The sequence below is a fragment of the Roseiconus lacunae genome (assembly GCF_008312935.1).
GTDB lineage: Bacteria > Planctomycetota > Planctomycetia > Pirellulales > Pirellulaceae > Stieleria > Stieleria lacunae.
The window spans coordinates 739,124-757,079 of the sequence record NZ_VSZO01000001.1; the positions used below are offsets into that span (position 1 = coordinate 739,124).

Below are 17,956 nucleotides of genomic sequence, written 5' to 3' on the forward strand. Positions count from 1 at the left end.
TCAAAAACTGGGAACAGAGAGGCTGTGGCTGAGATGTTGAAAACGGACGGTCTTGTCGGCTGTGGGCGATCGCCATGGGCCATGTGCCGAACCGATTCACTTCGCACTGCCGACTACTCCTTTTGACCTGCAAGCCCTTCGCTGACCGCTGCATCGATCGTAGACAGTGGGGGCAACCAAGGAAAGTGTTCGCCCCAGCTTGCCGGAGGTCTAGCGGTAAATTCTAAGCGATCTCCCTTCGTCGGGTGATCGATCTGCAAACACCAACTGTGAAGCGCAATCCCGCCTCCAAAGCTTTCAGCACTTCCATACTTTTTGTCGCCGACAACGGGGTGTCCACGGTCGGCGAATTGCAATCGAATTTGATGCTTGCGTCCGGTCACCAGCCGAACGGCGACCAGCGTGTGCTGTTGCGATTCGGCTAAAACCACATAACGCAGTTCAGCCGCTTGGGCATCTTGCCTTTGATGGCGATCGACACGCATCCGATGTGCCGCGTCGTCCTTGTAAACGCTGTCACGTAACGCACCCTGATGTCCAAACGATGTGTCATGCGAAAGCTTTCCGGACAGCACGGCAAAATACGTCTTCTCGGCCTTGCCAGTGACCTTCTTACTTTTCCCAGGTCCACCGAACTGAATCGTTAACCGAGAGGCGGCTTTGCTGGTTCGCGCGAGCACCAACACACCGGTGGTCAATCGGTCGAGCCGACTGACGATTCCCAAGAACACGTTGCCGGGTTTGTTGTACTTGCGTTTGATGTATTGGCATCCCCAACGATGAACCGTCTCCTGATCATCCTCGGCGCCCATCGTCGCCATGCCCGCCGGCTTGTCGACGACCAATAAATGATTGTCTTCGAAGAGAACATTCATGATATCGCCGAGTCGGTTTGCTCGTTCAGAACATGCCTCAGCCAAGCAAGCGCGGCCTTGGCGATACGAGCTTGGATGATCGACGGATGCCCTCCGATCCGGCTGGTCGTCACCGATCGCTTCCCCGATGGGTCGATCACAATCAAGTCAACTTCGGCCGCCGGTAGGGGCGCATCACTGGTCCCCTCGAGCGATGGATATCCGTCGACGGCAAGCAACCACGACGCCTTGAAACGCTCTCGCAAAGTCTCCAAGGGCTGATCCTGACCGGCCAACAACAATTCAGTCAACGCATCGATGTCGGCAAAGCTCACCCCGCCTCGATACCCCGGCGTCTCGCCAAGGGATGCGAACCAGTCCCCCAACAATGCCGCACGACCAAATTCCGCCGTGACCAAACTTTCGCCGCGTTCTCGTAGTTGTCGATCGACGGCATGAAATTGTTCGAATTCTTCACCGTCACCGAAGTGCAACTCACCGACCCGCGAAAGGATCTCATGGCGAGTCGATTCGATTTGATCAAGGCACGCTTGACGCGACGAATCGATCGCGGTGATCCGCAGCGAGATCGTTGCGGCGCTAACGGTGATTCCGACACGCGGCGTCCGATCTCGTGCGATCATTTCGCCCAAACGCTGCTCCATATCGCTTTCGCCGATCCCAAAGAACTTCATGACGTGGTGTTCAATGTGGTTGGCTTGACCACCGGTCATCGAAAGCAAGCGTGGCGCGACGGTGTCATCAAACATCCGCACCATTTCCGCAGGAACGCCGGGTAGGGCAAATACCCGGCAGCGATGGTCTGGAGAGATGATCTCGAGATCGATCCCGGGGGCCGTTCCCTGCGGGTTGAACACCTGCTCGCTACCGACCGGGAACATCGCCTGAATTTTGTTCCGTTCAGGCATCTCGCGATTGCGTTTGGAAAACAGCTTCTCGATGTGTTCAAGCGCCGAAGCTCGGAATTCCAAGGGCACTTCGGCCGCCGCGGCGATCGCTTGTCGTGTCAAATCATCACGTGTCGGCCCGAGTCCCCCCGTGGCAACGACAACATCTGCGCGTCGGGCGGCGATGCGAAACACATCGATATTGTGCTGTAGCGTGTCGCCGACGGTGGTGTGAAATTCAACTTCGATGCCCAGTTCACCGAGGCGGCGGCTGAGCCACTGCGCGTTGGTGTCCAGCCGGGCGCCGCTGGTCATTTCATCGCCGATCGAGATCACTTCGGCGCGAAGGTTTTTAACGGACATCTATAGGAAAAGCTCAAGGAACGCTGATCGCGGCCATCATCAGCCGCCCGACACTGTTATAGAGTGACGCCAATGCCCCGAGAAGCGAGCTATATCATCTTCACCTGATCGATTGGAGAAGTGACTTCAATCAGATCTCCCTCATCAGTCTTCTTTTGGAAACAGTTTTTCCAGTAAATCGGCTTGCTGCTGCTCTGTGTTGCTACTGACCTCGACGCGTTTTTTGAGTTCCAGCAGCTGTTCGTTGAGTGCATTGATCTGAGCTTGATGTCGCTTCTGAAGCAATCGAACACATTCTCCGATCGCGTCCTTCCCTCGCTGACGAACTTGGTCGCGTTCTTCATCGGTCGACACAGAATTGAACTGCGTACGTAGGGCGCTCAGCTTTTTCTTGACCGCTTCGAGTTGCCTCTCGGCGATGGAAGCCTGCCGTGCCGAAGACAAATTTCCCGAGGCGTTCCCACCGTGCGCGTCACGACCAAATGGATTTCCGCCAAACGGATCATCATTGCCACTTGGCCCTCCGAATGGATCACTGCTTCCCATCGGTCCCATGAACGGATCATTAGAGGCAGGTCGTTTATTGACCGGCGGACGCCTGTTGTTCAGGGGGCGATTCGCTTGTGTCTGATTCTCTGATGGTGCTTGACGAAGCGGTTTCGTGATTCCGGCATTGGGCGAAGCACCGAACGGATCAAAACCGGGAACGCGATCGAGATGAAACAGGTCGATCCGTGGTTGCCTTCGGTCGAAGGCATTCGCGATCGCGATGCACTGCTGCATTTCATTTTGCAAATCGCCCATGTTCCCGACCCCGACGCGCAACCACATGTGTCCCGACGGTCCATCCGCAAACGGGTCCCCCGACGCATTGGAATGAAAGGGGTTGTCTCCAGTAGTTGAATTCTTTTCGACGGCTGTGATGTCCCCCACCCCAACTCCGAACAGCAGAGCCTTATTGCGGCACTCTTCTTTAAAACTCGCGATTTTTTCATCGCCCCACTGCGCCGGATAAGTGGCGACAAAGACCGACTCGATACTGGTTGGCAATTTGGTTTTGGTATCGACACGAATGTTCGTCCCATTTAACGTCGGACCATAGATAACCTCCAGAACTTTCTGAATGTCCCAGGCATTGATGAAGCGGTTCTCCTTGGCATCGGGACCAAGCATGATGACGATTTCGGGGATGCGATTGCTTTGGTTTTGTGCATGCACCGCTTCGATCGACATTGCCCAAGTGATCACCGCGAGTCCCACGGCGGCGCGGATCGGGCGCGTCAACGAGAATGAAAAGCTCATCGAGAAGGCTCCTTTGACAGAAGGTGAGAAAGAGTCAATCGTTGTTAGTCAGCATGGCCCACCGCTAGCGCCGTCGGCTCACAAGATGAAACGTGTTCACAATTGGTTGTCCGGCTGCGTCTCCGAAAACCACCATTGATCCGTCCCCTCTTGTTCGAGTTCACGGCGGAACGCGTTGACTTCGATTTCCAGTTGATCGATCGAGTCGCCGAGAGGATCGGAGATTTCCGCCTCCAAGCCAACGTCTTCGCGTGTCACCTTTACCGCGTTTTGCTGAGGGTCCTCGTGAGCCATCGCGTACAGCAAGAATGCCCCCATCGTGATTCCCCAAAACAGCAGTAACGCGCTACCGAAGACAAACAACAAACGTGATCGGGTTCGTTTCTTCATCCTTAGTGACTCCGGTAGTTTGCCAACGGTCGGTTGTTGGACGTGAGCCAAGCAAGACTCGAGCATCGACTGGACTTCGGCGGCTGACCTGAATCGCTGCATTGATTCCTTGGAAAGCAACTTGAACGTCAGCGTTTCAAGCCACTCGGGAACGTCGGGGTTGGCTTCGCGAAGTGACTTCGGTTCCGACTCGATAATCTTTCGCAGCACGCCGTAGCTAGTTTCCGAACGGAATGGCGGTTGCCCTACGGCCATCGTGTAAATCACCGAACCGAGGCTGAAAAGATCGCTGCGTTGATCGATCGCTTCGCCGCGTGCTTGCTCGGGCGACATGAACTGGGGAGTCCCGGCGATGAATCCTGATCGGGTGACCGAAACATCGTCGGCCGCTCGGGCCAAACCAAAGTCGGTCAACATCGCGCGATCGACCCCGCGTTCCAGCAAGATATTGGCCGGTTTGACATCGCGATGCACCAGTCCCTGGGCATGTGCCGCGGCGAGCGCCGCGGCGACTTGTGTTCCGATCCGCAAGACATCGATCGTTGGCAACGCCCCCTCGGCGTCAATTCGCTGCTGTAGCGAATGACAAACGACGTACGGCATCACCAAAAACGGTAGCGACGACGTTGATTCTGAAACTGACAACACCGGCATCACGTTTGGATGAACGATCGCCGCGGTCGCCTGGGCTTCACGCAAAAAACGCTGCCGGGCAACACCCATTGCCGCTAAGTGCGGCGACATGACCTTGATCGCGACGGGACGATTCAATTCCGCGTCAAAACCTTTGAGTACCACCCCCATTCCGCCGACACCGATCACCGACAGGACATCAAAGTCGCCGATGGCTCCGAGTGCATCCCCGCGGCAAGACGGCTGCAAAAAATTCACTGCGAAATCATTCAGCGACGTTTCATGATTGAACGTTCCGGCATCCGACTTTGACGAAGTCACCGCGCGGGTTTCCGCCTGAAGCGCCGAAACGATCCTTAGCGAAGATTGGTCCTGACTGGACAACGATTCGATTCGCCTTTGGCAACTTTCGCAATGATCGAGATGTTCGATCACGGCTCGCTGGGAACGTGCGTCGCTGCTGCCATCCATGCAGGACAGTAGCTCTGCTTCGGAGGGATGTCGACGTTGATCGGAAGCGGGCGATTTCATTGCATCACCTCTTCGACCTGGCCTCGGATTCGCTTCAAGATTCTTGCCCGAGCCATGTAGATCGCGCCGCGGCTGAGTTTCAACTCGCGGGCAACGTCATCGACCGGACGCTGACAAATCACCGTCTGCCAAAACGCTTGCCACGATGATTCAGAAAACTCATCACGAATTTTTGTGGCCGCCCAAACGATCAATTCATGTTCGTATTGGTCGGATAACTCAGAATCATCGGCAACCGATTCCAAGCCGCGCAGTGATTCGCTTCCACCGGTCGGGGCGACATGCCGGCGAATCTTGGTCATGTACTTCATGACTTCATGCCGAGCCACCGTTGCCATCCAGCGACGAAAGGAAGCCGCCTTACCATCGTCAACAAATTTTTCGACCGACTTGGCGATGGCAAGCAAAATCTGCTGAATCGCGTCGTTCAAATGTGATTCTGGAACCCCGCGGCGACGGGCAAAATGCCGCAAAAACGGCTCATACAGTTCAACAAATGACCACCAAGCAGCCTGGTCAGAGTGGTCCGGCAAGCGAACGATCAAACTCGGTCGTGTTTCTGGATTTGTCATCTCAACCAGTGTAAGTCTGGTCGAAGGCGACAATCTAACGCCGGCTGACAGAATTTTCTCTGAATTTAATGCTTCGTCGCCACGAAGTCCGGCCAGACCTCGCCATGAAACTTGGTCGCTCCTAGGTGCAACGTCTCATTCACATTCAAGTTGCCTTCCAAGATATGCGCCGAATTTAGCGCGTATAACCCTGGCACACTCGTGACGACCGGTGGCAGACGAGTGCTGTAGTCAACGGTCGAAAGCGCGGCGACATACTTTGCCCGTGCGACCTTGAACTCCAGGACATCGTCACGGGAAAAATGATCGTACATTTTCTCGAGTGTCTGCAAACACCGCTCGCGATAGTCGTCGTCGGGTTCTGCCAAATCCGGATGATCGTCGGTCATGTACTTTGGCAGATAAACGAGATGATGGCCGCCCAGCTCGCGTTCCGGATCAACGATCGTCGACATCTCGATGATCCCCGTTAGCGGCACCCAGGTATCGGTGATGTTCGTGACGTAGTACTCACTGATTGGTTTTTTCAGCAGTAGCGAAGCACAGACAACGCCGAGGTAGGTGATCGATCGGTGTTGCTGCTTTTCTTGCTCCGTCAAATCGACGCATTGTCTGGCGATCAACGGAGACGCGATCGTCGAAATGACGCAGTCGTAGATCTGCGATGATGCGTCATGAAAGTCGACTTCAATCTGACGCGATCCATCCGTGTCATTGTCCAGCTTTCGAATTTCGCGAACGGAATGACCGAGCAACAAACGCATCCCTTTGGATGCCAGTTGCTCGGTCCAGGTTTCGAGGATGCGAGCGTAACCACCGGGAACGTAACCAAACATCTCTTTTTTTGCGCCGCTACGACGTGCCTTGTACATCCGCTGGGTGTGCGCCCAAATGAACGCGGCCGATGTCTTTTGATAGGCATCGCCAAGTTTTGCCTTCAGCAATGGCAGCCAGACCTTTTCAAACGCCCCTCGTCCCGACCATCGCCGTAACCAAGCTTCCACGGATTGCCGTTCCATCGATCGAAAGTCACGGATTTTGGACGCCAAGAAGATGGTCCCGCCAAGGCGCAAGCGTTGAAAGAGTGAGAGTGGCTTGAAACGCAGGAACTCAAGCGTGTTGCTCATCGATAACAGCTCGCCGCCGGCATAGAAGCCAGTCTTCGTCTCGACCCAGCGGATCTCATCTTCAAGATCGAGGTCGCGTAGCTTTTCGCGTAGCACCGAATCGCTTAGTAGTGTGACGTGATAAAAGCGATCCCAAGTGACATCGCCCAGCTTCCACGCGCTGGTCAATCCGCCGACGGTCGGCGCCGCTTCGGCAATCGTCACGTCCTGTCCCTTCGCGATCAACTCGTCGGCGACTTTCAAGCCCATGACGCCCGCACCGATCACCAGCCAACGTCGTTTCGGCGGCGATGAATTGGCTTCGTCGACCACCCTTAGCGGCCTCCCAAACGGTGACGCATCAATAGCTTCAAGGTGAGCCCGATCGTTTTAAAGACCTGCATCTTGCTGGCGCCCCCTTTGTGGTCATACCGCAACCGCAACGGGGCTTCGCCGAACAGCACGCCTTGCTTGCGAAGTTTCAGCAGGATGTCGGCCATGCAAGAGAATCCCCGTTCGCTGACAAAGTCGTCGCCATGATCGGAGAACCCCTGGCGAATGACCGATGCGCGATACGCCCGGTATCCCGATGTATAATCACGGACCCCGCGAGTCGGAAACAAACAGGTAAACAACACCCGCGCCGCGACGGAAAGAAAATGTCGTTCGATCGGTACGCCTACCGCAATGCCACCCGACTCGAAACGTGACGCAATGACCACATCGCAACCTTCGTGAATCATTTGCACCATGCGATCGATCAGCCCGGGTGGGTGCGTGTTGTCGGCATCCATGGTCACGATGATGTCGCGCTCGCCGGCACGATCGACCGCCTCTTTCAAGGCGTCACGGATGGTTGGCCCAAGTCCCTGGTTCTCCGAATGCTGGATCAAATGGATCGGCATTTGAAACGACATTTGCGACACGATCTGCGCCGTGCTGTCGCTGCTTCCATCATCGACGACAACGACTTCGTAGGGGATGTGACTGTCGGCAAACGCTTCACCGACGCGTTCGAGCAATTCCGGTAACGCTTCTTCTTCGTTGTAAGCGGGTAGCGCAAGAATTGCTTTCGCCGGACGAAATCTTTCGCTGCGAACTTCGGTCGCCGCGGCGACACTCGACGCAAGTGTGGGCGTGTGCTTTTCGGTTGAAGAAAGAACTGGATCGGCCATGGATCCCTTCGCTAAAACATGGTGTCAATCGTGATCAAAGTGGCTCGCAGTGTAGCCCGACCTCCGCGACAGGCAAGCTGCGAGAGTTAACACGGTCGAAAGAGACAGGCCAATAGAAAGGATCGTTTCAAATCTAACGACCACCACACCCGCAAAGGGCGGCCTGAAGGCCCCACGGCTGGCTTTCGGATTATTGCTTCGCAGTCGCCTAGAGTCGCCTTTTGCTCCACAAAAGTTGCGCGCCGGGCGCTACTTTCGCGGAGCGAAAGGCGACTTTGGTAGGTTCACAGCACAGGAGCGAAAGGCGACTATGGCTCGTAACGCCGATAGAGGAACTCGTCTTTCTGTAACTTCGCTTTCGCCCCGTTGTCGCGGATGTATCGTCTCAAGTATTGATACTGCTCCGGACTACGGACCAAATGATCAAAAGGCTCTTGTTGCCAAAACTTCCCTTTCTGACCAAGATGCGAATTAATTTTCATCGCGGTGAAGTGCAACCAGGAGTCACACTGGGCACCCATCGAATCTTCCGATGCAAAGCTTGCCATTAGGTGAACATGGTTGGGCATCACAACAAAGTCCCCCATGCGATACCGGACTCCGTCAAAATAGAGCAACGAGTCCGCTACGATTTTGGCAAGAACCGGACGGCGAAGCACACATGCTCCATGGCAAGTATCGAGAAAATCTTCTCGACATCGATTGAATTCCTTTTTGAACCGATTTCGAAGGTCGGGAGACAATGTGGGCAGTGCATTCCGCCACGGCGGATCAGCATGGGCGTGACGCACGATCCATTCGTTTTTTTCTCGTTCCCATCGTTGCAAAACATCACGTGGAATTGAATCTTTCGCTCGAAAGGTGAGGAAAACAATTGCCCCTGCTTGCGACCAGTGTGGTCGATAATGTTCGCTAATCGAAAGTGACGCCCTGGGGTCGAACAACTCGCCAAGATTCACTTTTGCCTCCAAATTCATAGTCGCCTTTTGCTTCGCAAAAGTTGCGAATCATATTCTAGACACGCTACTTTCGCGGAGCGAAAGGCGACTTTGGTTCGCCAAACCTCTTGCCGCGCAGCGATTTTGCGAAAGAACGTTCCCTGTAGCAAACAAGTAATAACGCGAAGGCAATCGCCAAACCGTTCAAGCCGGTGGCGAAAGCGTAGGCCGCTGGTCCTAGATCTAGCTTTGTGAGCAAGCTTTGCGTGGATAGCAAATTGAATTGTGGCAACAACATCAATGCTGCTATCCCCCAACGCAAATGCATCCCGGTCGCAGCCCAGTATCCTGGTGGCGTGGCGATCGCGGCGGTGATCGGAACGACCAACAACATCGCGTCATAGGACTGATGATAAAGACTGGTGAGCACGGCCAACAGAATCATCGCCCCCGTCGCACCGCCAAGTCCATCGTCGATCTGCTGGCGACGCCGCATAACGAAAGCAACCATCGGCCAAAACAACAGCGCAAACATCACGAACAAGTGAGTCCACTGGCTCGGTTCCGACCGCGTCCACTTGCACACCGACGCCAACAAATCTAGCCGCGTCCAAGAGTGCACCGGAGACTCGTCCGGCATCGTCATGTGCACTTGCTGGGTCGTCGCGATGTCATTGAGCAACTTTGCCACACCGGCCCCCAAATCCACCTGGCCGGTTTCTCGCACGCCTTCGTGATAGGCCAGATACATAAACGGCGCCAGCGCGATCGCCACACTGGTTGCGGCGCCTAATATCAGTGCTTTCAAGTTTCCTCGGGCGAGCAACAAGAATCCGAGTGGAATGATGTACGTCGGCTTTGCGGACACGATCACCAAGGCGAGTGCCGCTCGGCCCGGTTTTTCATCCGCCCAATGGATTGCCAGTAGCGTCGCGAGAACCAACTCAAACGTGAAATAGCCGTCGAACAATGTGATGTGACCGCCACGTGAGGCGACGAGCAATGCGGCGATCGAAGCCACCCATTCGACTCGGCCGCCTTTGCCGGCTGCGGCCGCCGAGACCATGGCGATCACGATCACTAAAGCGACGCTAAAGACAAAGTAAATGACTTCGGCGACATGAAGGGGCAACATCGCCAGCGGTGTGTGCAGTAGCAATATCCCCGGCGAGAAGAACGGGATTTGACGAGCAACGGGATAGCTGTCGGCGTAGCCTTGTCCGTACGGGCTGACCCCGGCGATCAAAGCTCGCGCCGGAAAATAGATCCCGTTGTGAAAGTCACACATCCCTTGATGCGATGAATCAAAAGGACCGGGAAGTTGGTATTGCCTGACAACGCGGAGGGCGGTCACAGCCACTAACCCCAGGAAGGCGATCACAGCCAGAACGGCAAGCGGCTTGTGATGCGTGACCCAACGCATTTAGGACGCGTCCGAACCGGACGAAACTTGCGTACTTTCAGACTGTTGGCGATCGCGTCCGAGCAACTGCTTCACCGCGAGGGTTACATCGGGCTGACGCATCAGCGATTCACCGACCAAAACGGCTTTCACGCCACCGGTCGCAAGGTGCAACAAATCATCGTGGGTCCGAATGCCACTTTCACCGACGATCAAACGGTCAGCCGGAATCTTGGGACACAGGTCAAGCGTGTGCTGCAGCGTGGTGACAAACGTCCGCAGGTTCCGATTGTTGATCCCAATCAACTTGGTGCCCGTTGCCAGCACGGCACCCAGGTTTTCCGGCTCGAACAACTCGATCAGGGTTTGCATCCCCAGTGCGACCGCCGCTTGATGCAATTCGATCAATTGGGACGCATCCAAACATTCTGCAATCAACAACACACAGTCCGCACCTGCGGCGCGAGCTTGCAGCAACTGATAACGATCGACGATGAAGTCTTTGCGAAGCAACGGCACATCAACGGCCGCGCGAACTTGGCGCAAATAATCGAGGGAACCTTGGAAAAATGGTTCGTCGGTCAAAACGCTGATACACGATGCTCCGCCGGCAACATACCCCTTGGCGATCTCGACGGGATCAAAGTCATCGCGGATCAGTCCCGCCGAAGGGCTCGCGCGTTTGACTTCGGCGATCACGTTGACCTGGTCTCCAGCAGCGAGCGCGCCGTGAAAATCACGACAGGGCGGCAGGTCTCGGATTTGAGCTTCCAAGTCATCGACCGAGACGGCAGCGGAATCCCGCTGAATCGTCAACTGAGTCTTTTCCAAGATGTCGTCAAGGATGGTCATCGTTGTGGGCCGAGATCAATGTTTGAAGTGTCGACGACCGGTGAAAATCATCGCGATGTCATGTTTATCACACGCTTCGATGACTTCTTCGTCACGTCGCGATCCGCCGGGTTGGATGACGGCGACGATGCCCGCTTCGGCCGCCGCTTCGATCGAATCGGGGAATGGGAAAAACGCATCCGAGGCGAGAACGGCACCCTTCGCCCGATCGCCGGCTTTGTCGATTGCGATTTCAACACTATCAACCCGGCTCATCTGTCCGGCACCGACTCCGATCAACGACGTATCGGCGGCTAACACGATCGCGTTGCTCTTGACGTGCCGCACCATTTCCCAAGCGAACGCGATGTCATCCCACAAGGCGTCATCGACTTCGGTGTCCGTGACCGTTTCCCACTGCAACCGTGGACTGGTCATCCGATCGGAATCCTGAACCAACATGCCGCCGCTGATGAAACGACGGCTGACCGATGGCGGTGGGTCATCAAGGATACCGACTTGCATCAGTCGTACGTTCTCCCGCCAGCGTGGGCGCGTCGTCAACATCCCAACCGCGCCGGCTTCGAAATCAGGCGCGACGATCGCTTCGATAAACAGCCCCGGCTGGCAGAGCACTTCGGCGGTTTCGACATCGACGGTTTTGTTGATCCCCAAGACCGATCCAAACGCACTCAGCGGGTCGCCTTCGAGTGCTTTCTTGCACGCGGTCGCCAAGTTGGCATCGGTCGCCGCGCCACAAGGATTGTTGTGCTTCATCACCGACACAGCCGGCGTCGCCAAACCGCGGACGATTTCCAAGGCCGAATCGAGATCCAACAAATTGTTGTACGACAATTCCTTGCCACTGATCTGACGCGCCGAAACCAAATTCGCGCTGCGAACGGCTGGGTCGGCATACACGGCGGCTCGCTGGTGAGGGTTCTCGCCGTAACGCAATTGAGTCTTTCTGCGAAGCGAGAGGTGCATCGCCGAAGGAAACTCGCCGGCGATCTTATCGCCACGCATGTAATCGGCGATCGCTCGATCATAGGCCGCGGTGTGATCAAAGGCGTCGGCGGCGAGTTGCTTCCGCAGTTCGAGGGTCGTTCCGCCGGCGTCGAGCTGTTCGAGGAGTTCGCCGTATTGTTCGGGACTGGTCGCCACGGCGACGTCTTGGTGGTTTTTCGCGGCCGCACGAACCAAGCTCGGTCCGCCGATGTCAATCTGTTCGACACACTCTTCGAATTTTGCGCCCGGTCGTGAAGCGGTTGCCGCGAAGGGGTACAGGTTAACGACCACCAGATCGAAGGTGGCGATCCCGTGCTCCTTGATCGACTCGAGATGATCATCGCGATCACGACGGGCCAGAATTCCGCCAAAGACCTTGGGATGAAGTGTCTTCACACGACCGTCAAGCATTTCCGGGAAACCGGTGTATTCGGCCACGTCCAGGACTTCGATCCCAGACTGTTCGAGGTGTCGGCGGGTTCCGCCGGTGCTGTAGATTTTCACCCCCGCTCGTTGTAATCCGGCTGCGAGGTCGGCGAGGCCCAATTTGTCGCTAACGCTGATCAAGGCATTGCGAACCGGAGTGACGTTTGACACGGAATACAAACCCAGGAATTCGAGGGGGAAAGGACGGCGAACCGCCGCTCGCTTCGGCAACAATCTCGCCGCAGCTAAATTTGAGTCACAATGGATTACTTAGCAAATTAAATTCGCGACACGGCATGCGGTCAACCGGCACGGAGGTTTCAACGGTCTGTCCGTTTTCATATAACGCGGTTGCAGACCTGTTCTTTACTCCACAATTGATCCCGCCCGATGCTAGCTGCCCGAGTGATTCCATGCCTTGATGTCCATGGTGGACGCGTCGTGAAAGGGACTAACTTTGTCAATTTGCGGGACGCCGGGGACCCGGTCGAGGTGGCCAGCCGTTACGAAGCCGAGGGCGCCGATGAATTGGTTTTTCTGGACATTACCGCCAGCCACGAAGAACGTGACATCATCTTGGACGTTGTCCGGCGGACCGCCGACTGCGTTTTTATGCCGCTGACCGTTGGCGGCGGCGTTCGCACCATCGAAGACGTTCGCGACCTGCTCAATGCCGGCTGCGACAAAGTCTCCATCAATTCCGCCGCTTGCAAAGATCCCGATTTCGTCCGTCGCGCCGCCGATCGATTCGGTAGCCAATGTATCGTCGTCAATATTGACCCCAAACGGGTCACAAAAGATGGAAAAGAATTCTGGGAAGTTCATATCAATGGCGGTCGCAAACCCACCGGGCTGGAGGCCGTCGCGTGGGCCAAGGAAGTCCAATCGCTCGGCGCCGGTGAAATTGTTCTGACCAGCATGGACGCCGACGGAACCCGCGATGGCTATGACCTGCCCGTCACCGCGGCGGTCAGCGAAGCGGTCTCGATCCCGGTCGTCGCGAGCGGTGGCGCCGGACACCCCCAGCACCTCGCCGATGCCATCATCAAAGGCAAAGCCAGCGCCGCACTGGCAGCAAGCATCTTTCACTTCGGACAATTTACGATCGAAGAAACGAAACAAATCATGCGAGACGCGGGTATCCCTGTCAGAATTTGATCGCACAGCAACTGCCCTTGGGAGAAGTGAATGATGACGACCGAACGCGAAACACAATCCAATCGGCGATTCCAATTGACTCGGCGGGCGACTCTCTCAGGCGGCGTGCTGACACTCGCTGCGGCACAACTGAGTTCCCCATGGGGCTTGCCAGAAACCTCGGCGGCCGAGGACATCACAACTGATGATCGCGCGCGATCGCTGAAGGTCGGCTTGATCACCGACCTCCACTACGCCGACAAAGCCCCCGTCGGCTCGCGCCACTATCGGGAAACGCTCGGTAAGCTGGACGAAGCCGCCAAGCAATTCGAACAACAAAACGTCGACTTGGTGGTCGAACTCGGCGACTTGATAGATGCGGCAAGCTCGGTCGATGACGAGCTTCGTTATCTTGAAACGATCAACCGGAAATACTCCGCGATCGCCGATGACCGTCACTATGTGCTTGGCAATCACTGTGTCGACACGTTGACCAAAGACGAATTCCTTGGTTCCGTCGGCCAGGAAAAGTCATACAAGTCGTTCGATCGCGGTGGCATTCACTTCGTCATCCTCGACGCCTGCTTCCGAAGTGATGGGACACCGTACGGTCGCCGCAATTTCAAATGGACCGACGCAAACGTTTCGGACGAAGAGTTGCAATGGCTGCAAGCAGATTTAAAAGCCAACACGAAACCTGTCATCGTCTTTGCCCATCAACGATTGGACGTCAGTAACAGCCATGGTGTCAAAAACAATGCTGACGTACGGACGATTCTCGAATCATCTGGCAATGTTGCGGCGGTCTTCCAAGGCCACAGCCACGCGAATGACTTGAACGAGATCAACGGCATCCATTACTGCACCTTGGTCGCGATGGTCGAGGGATCGGGTGAGCAAAACAATGGGTATTCGGTCTTGGAAATCGATCCCAAAGGCGAGTTGCGATTGAGCGGCTTTCGCAAGCAAGCGAATCGGCACTGGAATGTCTAGTGCTCTGTCTAGACCACATGATCGGGTTCGACTGACCAGCCGACGGTCATTAGGCCAGTTTCTTGTACCGAAACCGTGGCTAATACCAGTCGGCTAATTTATTGCGCCGAAACCGTGGCTAACGCCAATCGGCTAACTCAAATTTTAGACAGTGTCGAAGCACGAGCCGGGCTCGCTGAATTCAAAATCTACGCGGCGGTGCGCGGATTCGTGACGGACGACCAGGCTGCTACACTGGTGCGTCGCTCGCGTTTGACTCTGTCCCCAGCTTTTAGCCCCTCAGCCCCCCGCATCCCACCCCATGTCCCTTCGCCTTTCTCACCCCGGCTTGCTGTTCTCTCTGTTATTGGGATTGACCTGCGCAGGATGCCAGCCGAATCGATCCTCCGAAGACGGTACCGAGCCAACCGCCGAGAAAAAGCTTTCCGAAGACGACCAATCGGCGATTGATGTTGTCCCAATCGCAGCACAAGTCGAGAAGGCGGCGGTCAGCGTTCGTCGCGATGGGAATGACAAAATTATCGAAGTGAGCTTTCGTGGTTCTAGCGTCGGCGATGTTGCCGGCCAGCTATCGCTTCTGCCAAAACTGCGTAGCGTCCTGCTGTCCGGATCGGATGCCGATGACGCGACGATGGCAGAGATTGGAAAAATCACGACGCTGGAAAACCTCGATCTACGCGGCTGTGCGATATCTGATGCGGGGCTTTCTGCGTTGTCGAACCTGCCGCGATTAAAGGCGATCAAACTGTCCGGACGCGATGGTCAAACGAAAGTCACCGCGGATGGCGTTTCGGCCCTCGGCCAAATCAAAAGCTTGAAAGTCATCGCGCTCGACTTCTTGCCGGTCGGTGACGCAGGCGTTCGGTCGCTCTCTGGGTTGCCAGAACTTCGCGAGCTTTACCTGGCGGGCACTTCACTGACCGATCAATCGGCTGAAACACTGGCAGGATTCGATCAACTTACAAAACTGCGTCTCGCGTCGAACGACTTGTCAGGCGAAACGATCCGGCAACTTGTTTCCGTCAAGGGAATCGCCGAGCTTGACATCAGCGATTGCCCAAAAATTGATTCGGCCAGCGTCACCGAGCTGGCCGGTTTCTCAGATCTAGTCAAACTGAATCTTTATGCCACCGGCGTTGGCGAAGGTGACTGGGGATTGCTGGCGAAGCTCAACAAACTCCAGTGGCTGAATGTCGATAAGACGGATGTCAACGACGCCGCCTTGGAAGGGATCGGTAAGCTCGAATCGCTCACGTTCTTGCACCTCGGCAGCACCAAGATCACCGATGCGGGAATGCCCCGTCTTGCCAACCTAAAACAGCTCCGCAAACTGATCGTCACGCGGACAGCGGTCACGCAAGCGGGTGTCGATGGCCTTCAAGATTCGCTCCCCACGACAGAGATTCAACTGGAGTATGTCGAGGGCAAGTGACTAGCGGCACGAAAAATGTTTGGCGGATGAACCTTGCCTCGATGAATCGAATCGTTCATCTTAGCAAGCTTCCCGATTGCAGTAGGCGGGGCGATCGCTCGCACGGTTTTAGCGCCGGCGGGAGGAAAGTCCGGGCTCCGAAGGACAGGATGGTCGATAACGTCGACCGGTCGCGAGACTAGGGAAAGTGCAGCAGAGAGTAGACCGCCGAACGATTTGATGGGCTCGCCCGTCAAATGCGTGGTAAGGGTGAAACGGTGCGGTAAGAGCGCACCAGCAGTCGAGGTGACTCGATTGGCTCGGTAAACCCCATCCGGAGCTAGACCAAACAGGGTGCAGAAGTTGTCCGCTTCACGATGACATCCGGGTAGGTCGCGATTGAGGCGACGAGCAATCGTCGCGCACAGATAAATGGTCGCCGCCCAAGCATCGCTTGGGTACAGAACCCGGCTTACAAGCCTACCTGCAATCGGGGCTTTTCGGCCGCGGTGGTTTACTTAGTTTTGCGGCCAAACGAGTCGACCAAGGGCGGCTCTTCGACGCCAGCCATCGCTTTGTCAATCACCGCTCGCAACTGCCGCCGCGATGCGGTGTCGCCGGCAGTTTCAGATTCGACGAACGTTTCCGACAAGATCGGATCATTTATCCGATAAAGTCCTCCGTTTCGAAACAACTTGTGGGTCTGGTTCAACGCAAACACATGACGTGAAAAACGTTCCTTGTCCCAGCCGGGTCGAGGGTCATACCAAAAGAACGCGGCGTCGCGAGTTGCCTCGGCTTGCCCGGTCAACAACGGCAAAAAACTGACCCCGTCGAACGTCTGCTCCGGCTGCGGCTTCGCCTTGGCCATCTGCAACAGCGTTGGAAAGAAGTCCGACGCTTCGACGATGCCATCGCGGACCGCGGGTTTGAACCGTGTGGGACAATGAACGATCAACGGAACATGAATCCCCGTTTGCAGTGGCGTTGCCTTTCCGCCGGCGACCGCTCGGCCATCGTCTAGCTTTGAGACTACGTCGAGATGGGTTCCGTTGTCACTGTAGAAAATCACGATCGTGTCGCGTTCAAGCTCGCGCTTTCGAAGCCCGTCCATCAAGCTGCCCATGGTCTTGTCCATGTACTCGATCATGTCGCCCGCGAAACGCAGGTCAGTTAACGACGGCTCTTCGGGATTCCATTCTTCTGAATCAGGTGTCGGCTGAAATGGCCAGTGCGGTAATGCCATCGGATAGTAGACGAATCGCGGGTGGTCTTTCCGACGGTCAAAGAAGGAAAGGATCTTTTCAACCCAAACGTCTTCGCCATATCGCCCGGGATAGGTTTTCAATTCACCGTCGGTCCCACGTTTGCCTTCCAACATCGTCGGATTGGCGTAGCGAGACCCTTTGTCTTCGGTATCGAGTGCGTGAAACAATGCGTACTCGTCAAACCCGGCATCCTTGGGGTGCATGCCGGTGCCGCGTCGATGCGTGCCGCCGGGATAATCCGGTGGGTCATACGATTGCAACTGCCATTTCCCGAAGATTCCCGTCGCGTACCCAGCTTCGCTCATCGCATGACCGAACGTCCAAGTCTGGGGATCAAGAATCCCGAATGATTGCCAGTTCCGGTGATTATCAAGTCCGGTCATCAACTCGACTCGAGTCGGGGTACACAAGGGTTGCGAGTATGCCCGAGTGAAACGCACACCGCCGGCGGCCAGTCGATCAAGATTGGGGGTCTTGTAGGAACGCCCACCATAACACCCCAGACCTTCAATGCCGATGTCGTCGGCCATCACCAAAATGATGTCCGGAGCCGCCGCGGAAACTCGTGCCGCAGGGCCAAGCGTTACGACCGCCAAGGCGGCGAGAGCCAGTCGAAATAGGTTCGGTGGTGAAGCGGGCATACAGGCTGCAACTGGAACTAAAACAGGCGAAGGGAATGCGTGAGATGACGTCATCATAGCTCAACTC

15 protein-coding genes and 1 other RNA gene are annotated in these 17,956 nt (G+C 55.9%); 4 read left to right on the top strand and 12 right to left on the bottom strand.

Going from position 1 to position 17,956, the window contains the following annotated elements:
* Positions 1-113 precede the first annotated feature (113 nt).
* The 11 genes from FYC48_RS02505 to purH form a co-directional block, all read right to left on the bottom strand.
* Positions 114-875: an RluA family pseudouridine synthase gene (locus tag FYC48_RS02505; protein ID WP_149495104.1), complete on the bottom strand. Its 762-nt coding sequence runs from the start codon at positions 873-875 to the stop codon at positions 114-116.
* Positions 872-2,125: a molybdopterin-binding protein gene (locus FYC48_RS02510; protein WP_149495105.1), complete on the bottom strand. Its 1,254-nt coding sequence runs from the start codon at positions 2,123-2,125 to the stop codon at positions 872-874. The genes FYC48_RS02505 and FYC48_RS02510 overlap by 4 nt, the downstream gene beginning before the upstream one ends.
* Before the next feature lie 144 nt (positions 2,126-2,269).
* On the bottom strand, positions 2,270-3,427 hold the full coding sequence (locus FYC48_RS02515; RefSeq protein WP_149495106.1) for a hypothetical protein: 1,158 nt from the start codon (positions 3,425-3,427) through the stop codon (positions 2,270-2,272).
* A 96-nt stretch (positions 3,428-3,523) separates the two neighbouring features.
* A complete protein-coding gene (locus FYC48_RS02520) occupies positions 3,524-4,981 on the bottom strand; it encodes a serine/threonine-protein kinase (protein ID WP_149495107.1) in 1,458 nt (485 codons plus the stop codon).
* Entirely contained in the window at positions 4,978-5,553 is a 576-nt protein-coding gene (locus FYC48_RS02525) for a sigma-70 family RNA polymerase sigma factor (protein ID WP_149495108.1), read from the bottom strand. Before FYC48_RS02525 ends, FYC48_RS02520 begins: the two co-directional genes overlap by 4 nt.
* Before the next feature lie 65 nt (positions 5,554-5,618).
* Positions 5,619-6,992, bottom strand: coding sequence for an NAD(P)/FAD-dependent oxidoreductase (locus FYC48_RS02530; protein ID WP_230780239.1), 1,374 nt, complete (start codon positions 6,990-6,992; stop codon positions 5,619-5,621).
* A gap of 2 nt (positions 6,993-6,994) precedes the next feature.
* A complete protein-coding gene (locus FYC48_RS02535) occupies positions 6,995-7,834 on the bottom strand; it encodes a glycosyltransferase (RefSeq protein WP_149495109.1) in 840 nt (279 codons plus the stop codon).
* A gap of 308 nt (positions 7,835-8,142) precedes the next feature.
* Complete coding sequence (locus FYC48_RS28250) at positions 8,143-8,493, bottom strand: transposase (RefSeq protein WP_235034034.1); 351 nt, start codon at positions 8,491-8,493, stop codon at positions 8,143-8,145.
* A gap of 364 nt (positions 8,494-8,857) precedes the next feature.
* Positions 8,858-10,195, bottom strand: a complete 1,338-nt coding sequence (locus tag FYC48_RS02545) for a glycosyltransferase 87 family protein (protein WP_149495111.1) — start codon at positions 10,193-10,195, stop codon at positions 8,858-8,860.
* The gene (trpC, locus tag FYC48_RS02550) at positions 10,196-11,026 is read right to left on the bottom strand and encodes an indole-3-glycerol phosphate synthase TrpC (protein ID WP_149495112.1); all 831 of its coding nucleotides are present in this window, start codon (positions 11,024-11,026) and stop codon (positions 10,196-10,198) included.
* 15 nt (positions 11,027-11,041) lie between these two features.
* Positions 11,042-12,610 carry a bifunctional phosphoribosylaminoimidazolecarboxamide formyltransferase/IMP cyclohydrolase gene (gene purH, locus FYC48_RS02555; protein WP_149495113.1) on the bottom strand — a complete coding sequence of 523 codons (1,569 nt, stop codon included), beginning with the start codon at positions 12,608-12,610 and terminating at the stop codon, positions 11,042-11,044.
* Positions 12,611-12,829: 219 nt separating this feature from the next.
* Between purH and hisF the strand changes: the two genes are divergently transcribed.
* From hisF to rnpB, 4 genes are all read left to right on the top strand, one after another.
* Positions 12,830-13,597 (top strand): imidazole glycerol phosphate synthase subunit HisF, encoded by a 768-nt coding sequence (hisF, locus tag FYC48_RS02560; RefSeq protein WP_149495114.1) that lies wholly within the window; start codon positions 12,830-12,832, stop codon positions 13,595-13,597.
* Positions 13,598-13,630: 33 nt separating this feature from the next.
* Positions 13,631-14,569, top strand: a complete 939-nt coding sequence (locus FYC48_RS02565; protein WP_390622100.1) for a metallophosphoesterase — start codon at positions 13,631-13,633, stop codon at positions 14,567-14,569.
* Between the two features lie 301 nt (positions 14,570-14,870).
* Positions 14,871-16,001 (top strand): leucine-rich repeat domain-containing protein, encoded by a 1,131-nt coding sequence (locus FYC48_RS02570; protein ID WP_149495116.1) that lies wholly within the window; start codon positions 14,871-14,873, stop codon positions 15,999-16,001.
* Between the two features lie 79 nt (positions 16,002-16,080).
* Positions 16,081-16,471: RNase P RNA component class A (gene rnpB, locus FYC48_RS02575), an RNA gene on the top strand.
* A gap of 23 nt (positions 16,472-16,494) precedes the next feature.
* Here the strand turns inward: rnpB and FYC48_RS02580 are convergent.
* Positions 16,495-17,946 carry a sulfatase-like hydrolase/transferase gene (locus tag FYC48_RS02580; RefSeq protein ID WP_235034035.1) on the bottom strand — a complete coding sequence of 484 codons (1,452 nt, stop codon included), beginning with the start codon at positions 17,944-17,946 and terminating at the stop codon, positions 16,495-16,497.
* Positions 17,947-17,956: the final 10 nt, after the last annotated feature.

Coding starts and splice junctions, on each gene's coding strand:
- FYC48_RS02505 (WP_149495104.1), bottom strand. CDS start 875: ATGAATGTTCTCTTCGAAGACAATCATTTATTGGTCGTCGACAAGCCG.
- FYC48_RS02510 (WP_149495105.1), bottom strand. CDS start 2,125: ATGTCCGTTAAAAACCTTCGCGCCGAAGTGATCTCGATCGGCGATGAA.
- FYC48_RS02515 (WP_149495106.1), bottom strand. CDS start 3,427: ATGAGCTTTTCATTCTCGTTGACGCGCCCGATCCGCGCCGCCGTGGGA.
- FYC48_RS02520 (WP_149495107.1), bottom strand. CDS start 4,981: ATGAAATCGCCCGCTTCCGATCAACGTCGACATCCCTCCGAAGCAGAG.
- FYC48_RS02525 (WP_149495108.1), bottom strand. CDS start 5,553: ATGACAAATCCAGAAACACGACCGAGTTTGATCGTTCGCTTGCCGGAC.
- FYC48_RS02535 (WP_149495109.1), bottom strand. CDS start 7,834: ATGGCCGATCCAGTTCTTTCTTCAACCGAAAAGCACACGCCCACACTT.
- FYC48_RS02545 (WP_149495111.1), bottom strand. CDS start 10,195: ATGCGTTGGGTCACGCATCACAAGCCGCTTGCCGTTCTGGCTGTGATC.
- trpC (WP_149495112.1), bottom strand. CDS start 11,026: ATGACCATCCTTGACGACATCTTGGAAAAGACTCAGTTGACGATTCAG.
- hisF (WP_149495114.1), top strand. CDS start 12,830: ATGCTAGCTGCCCGAGTGATTCCATGCCTTGATGTCCATGGTGGACGC.
- FYC48_RS02565 (WP_390622100.1), top strand. CDS start 13,631: ATGACGACCGAACGCGAAACACAATCCAATCGGCGATTCCAATTGACT.
- FYC48_RS02570 (WP_149495116.1), top strand. CDS start 14,871: ATGTCCCTTCGCCTTTCTCACCCCGGCTTGCTGTTCTCTCTGTTATTG.
- FYC48_RS02580 (WP_235034035.1), bottom strand. CDS start 17,946: ATGATGACGTCATCTCACGCATTCCCTTCGCCTGTTTTAGTTCCAGTT.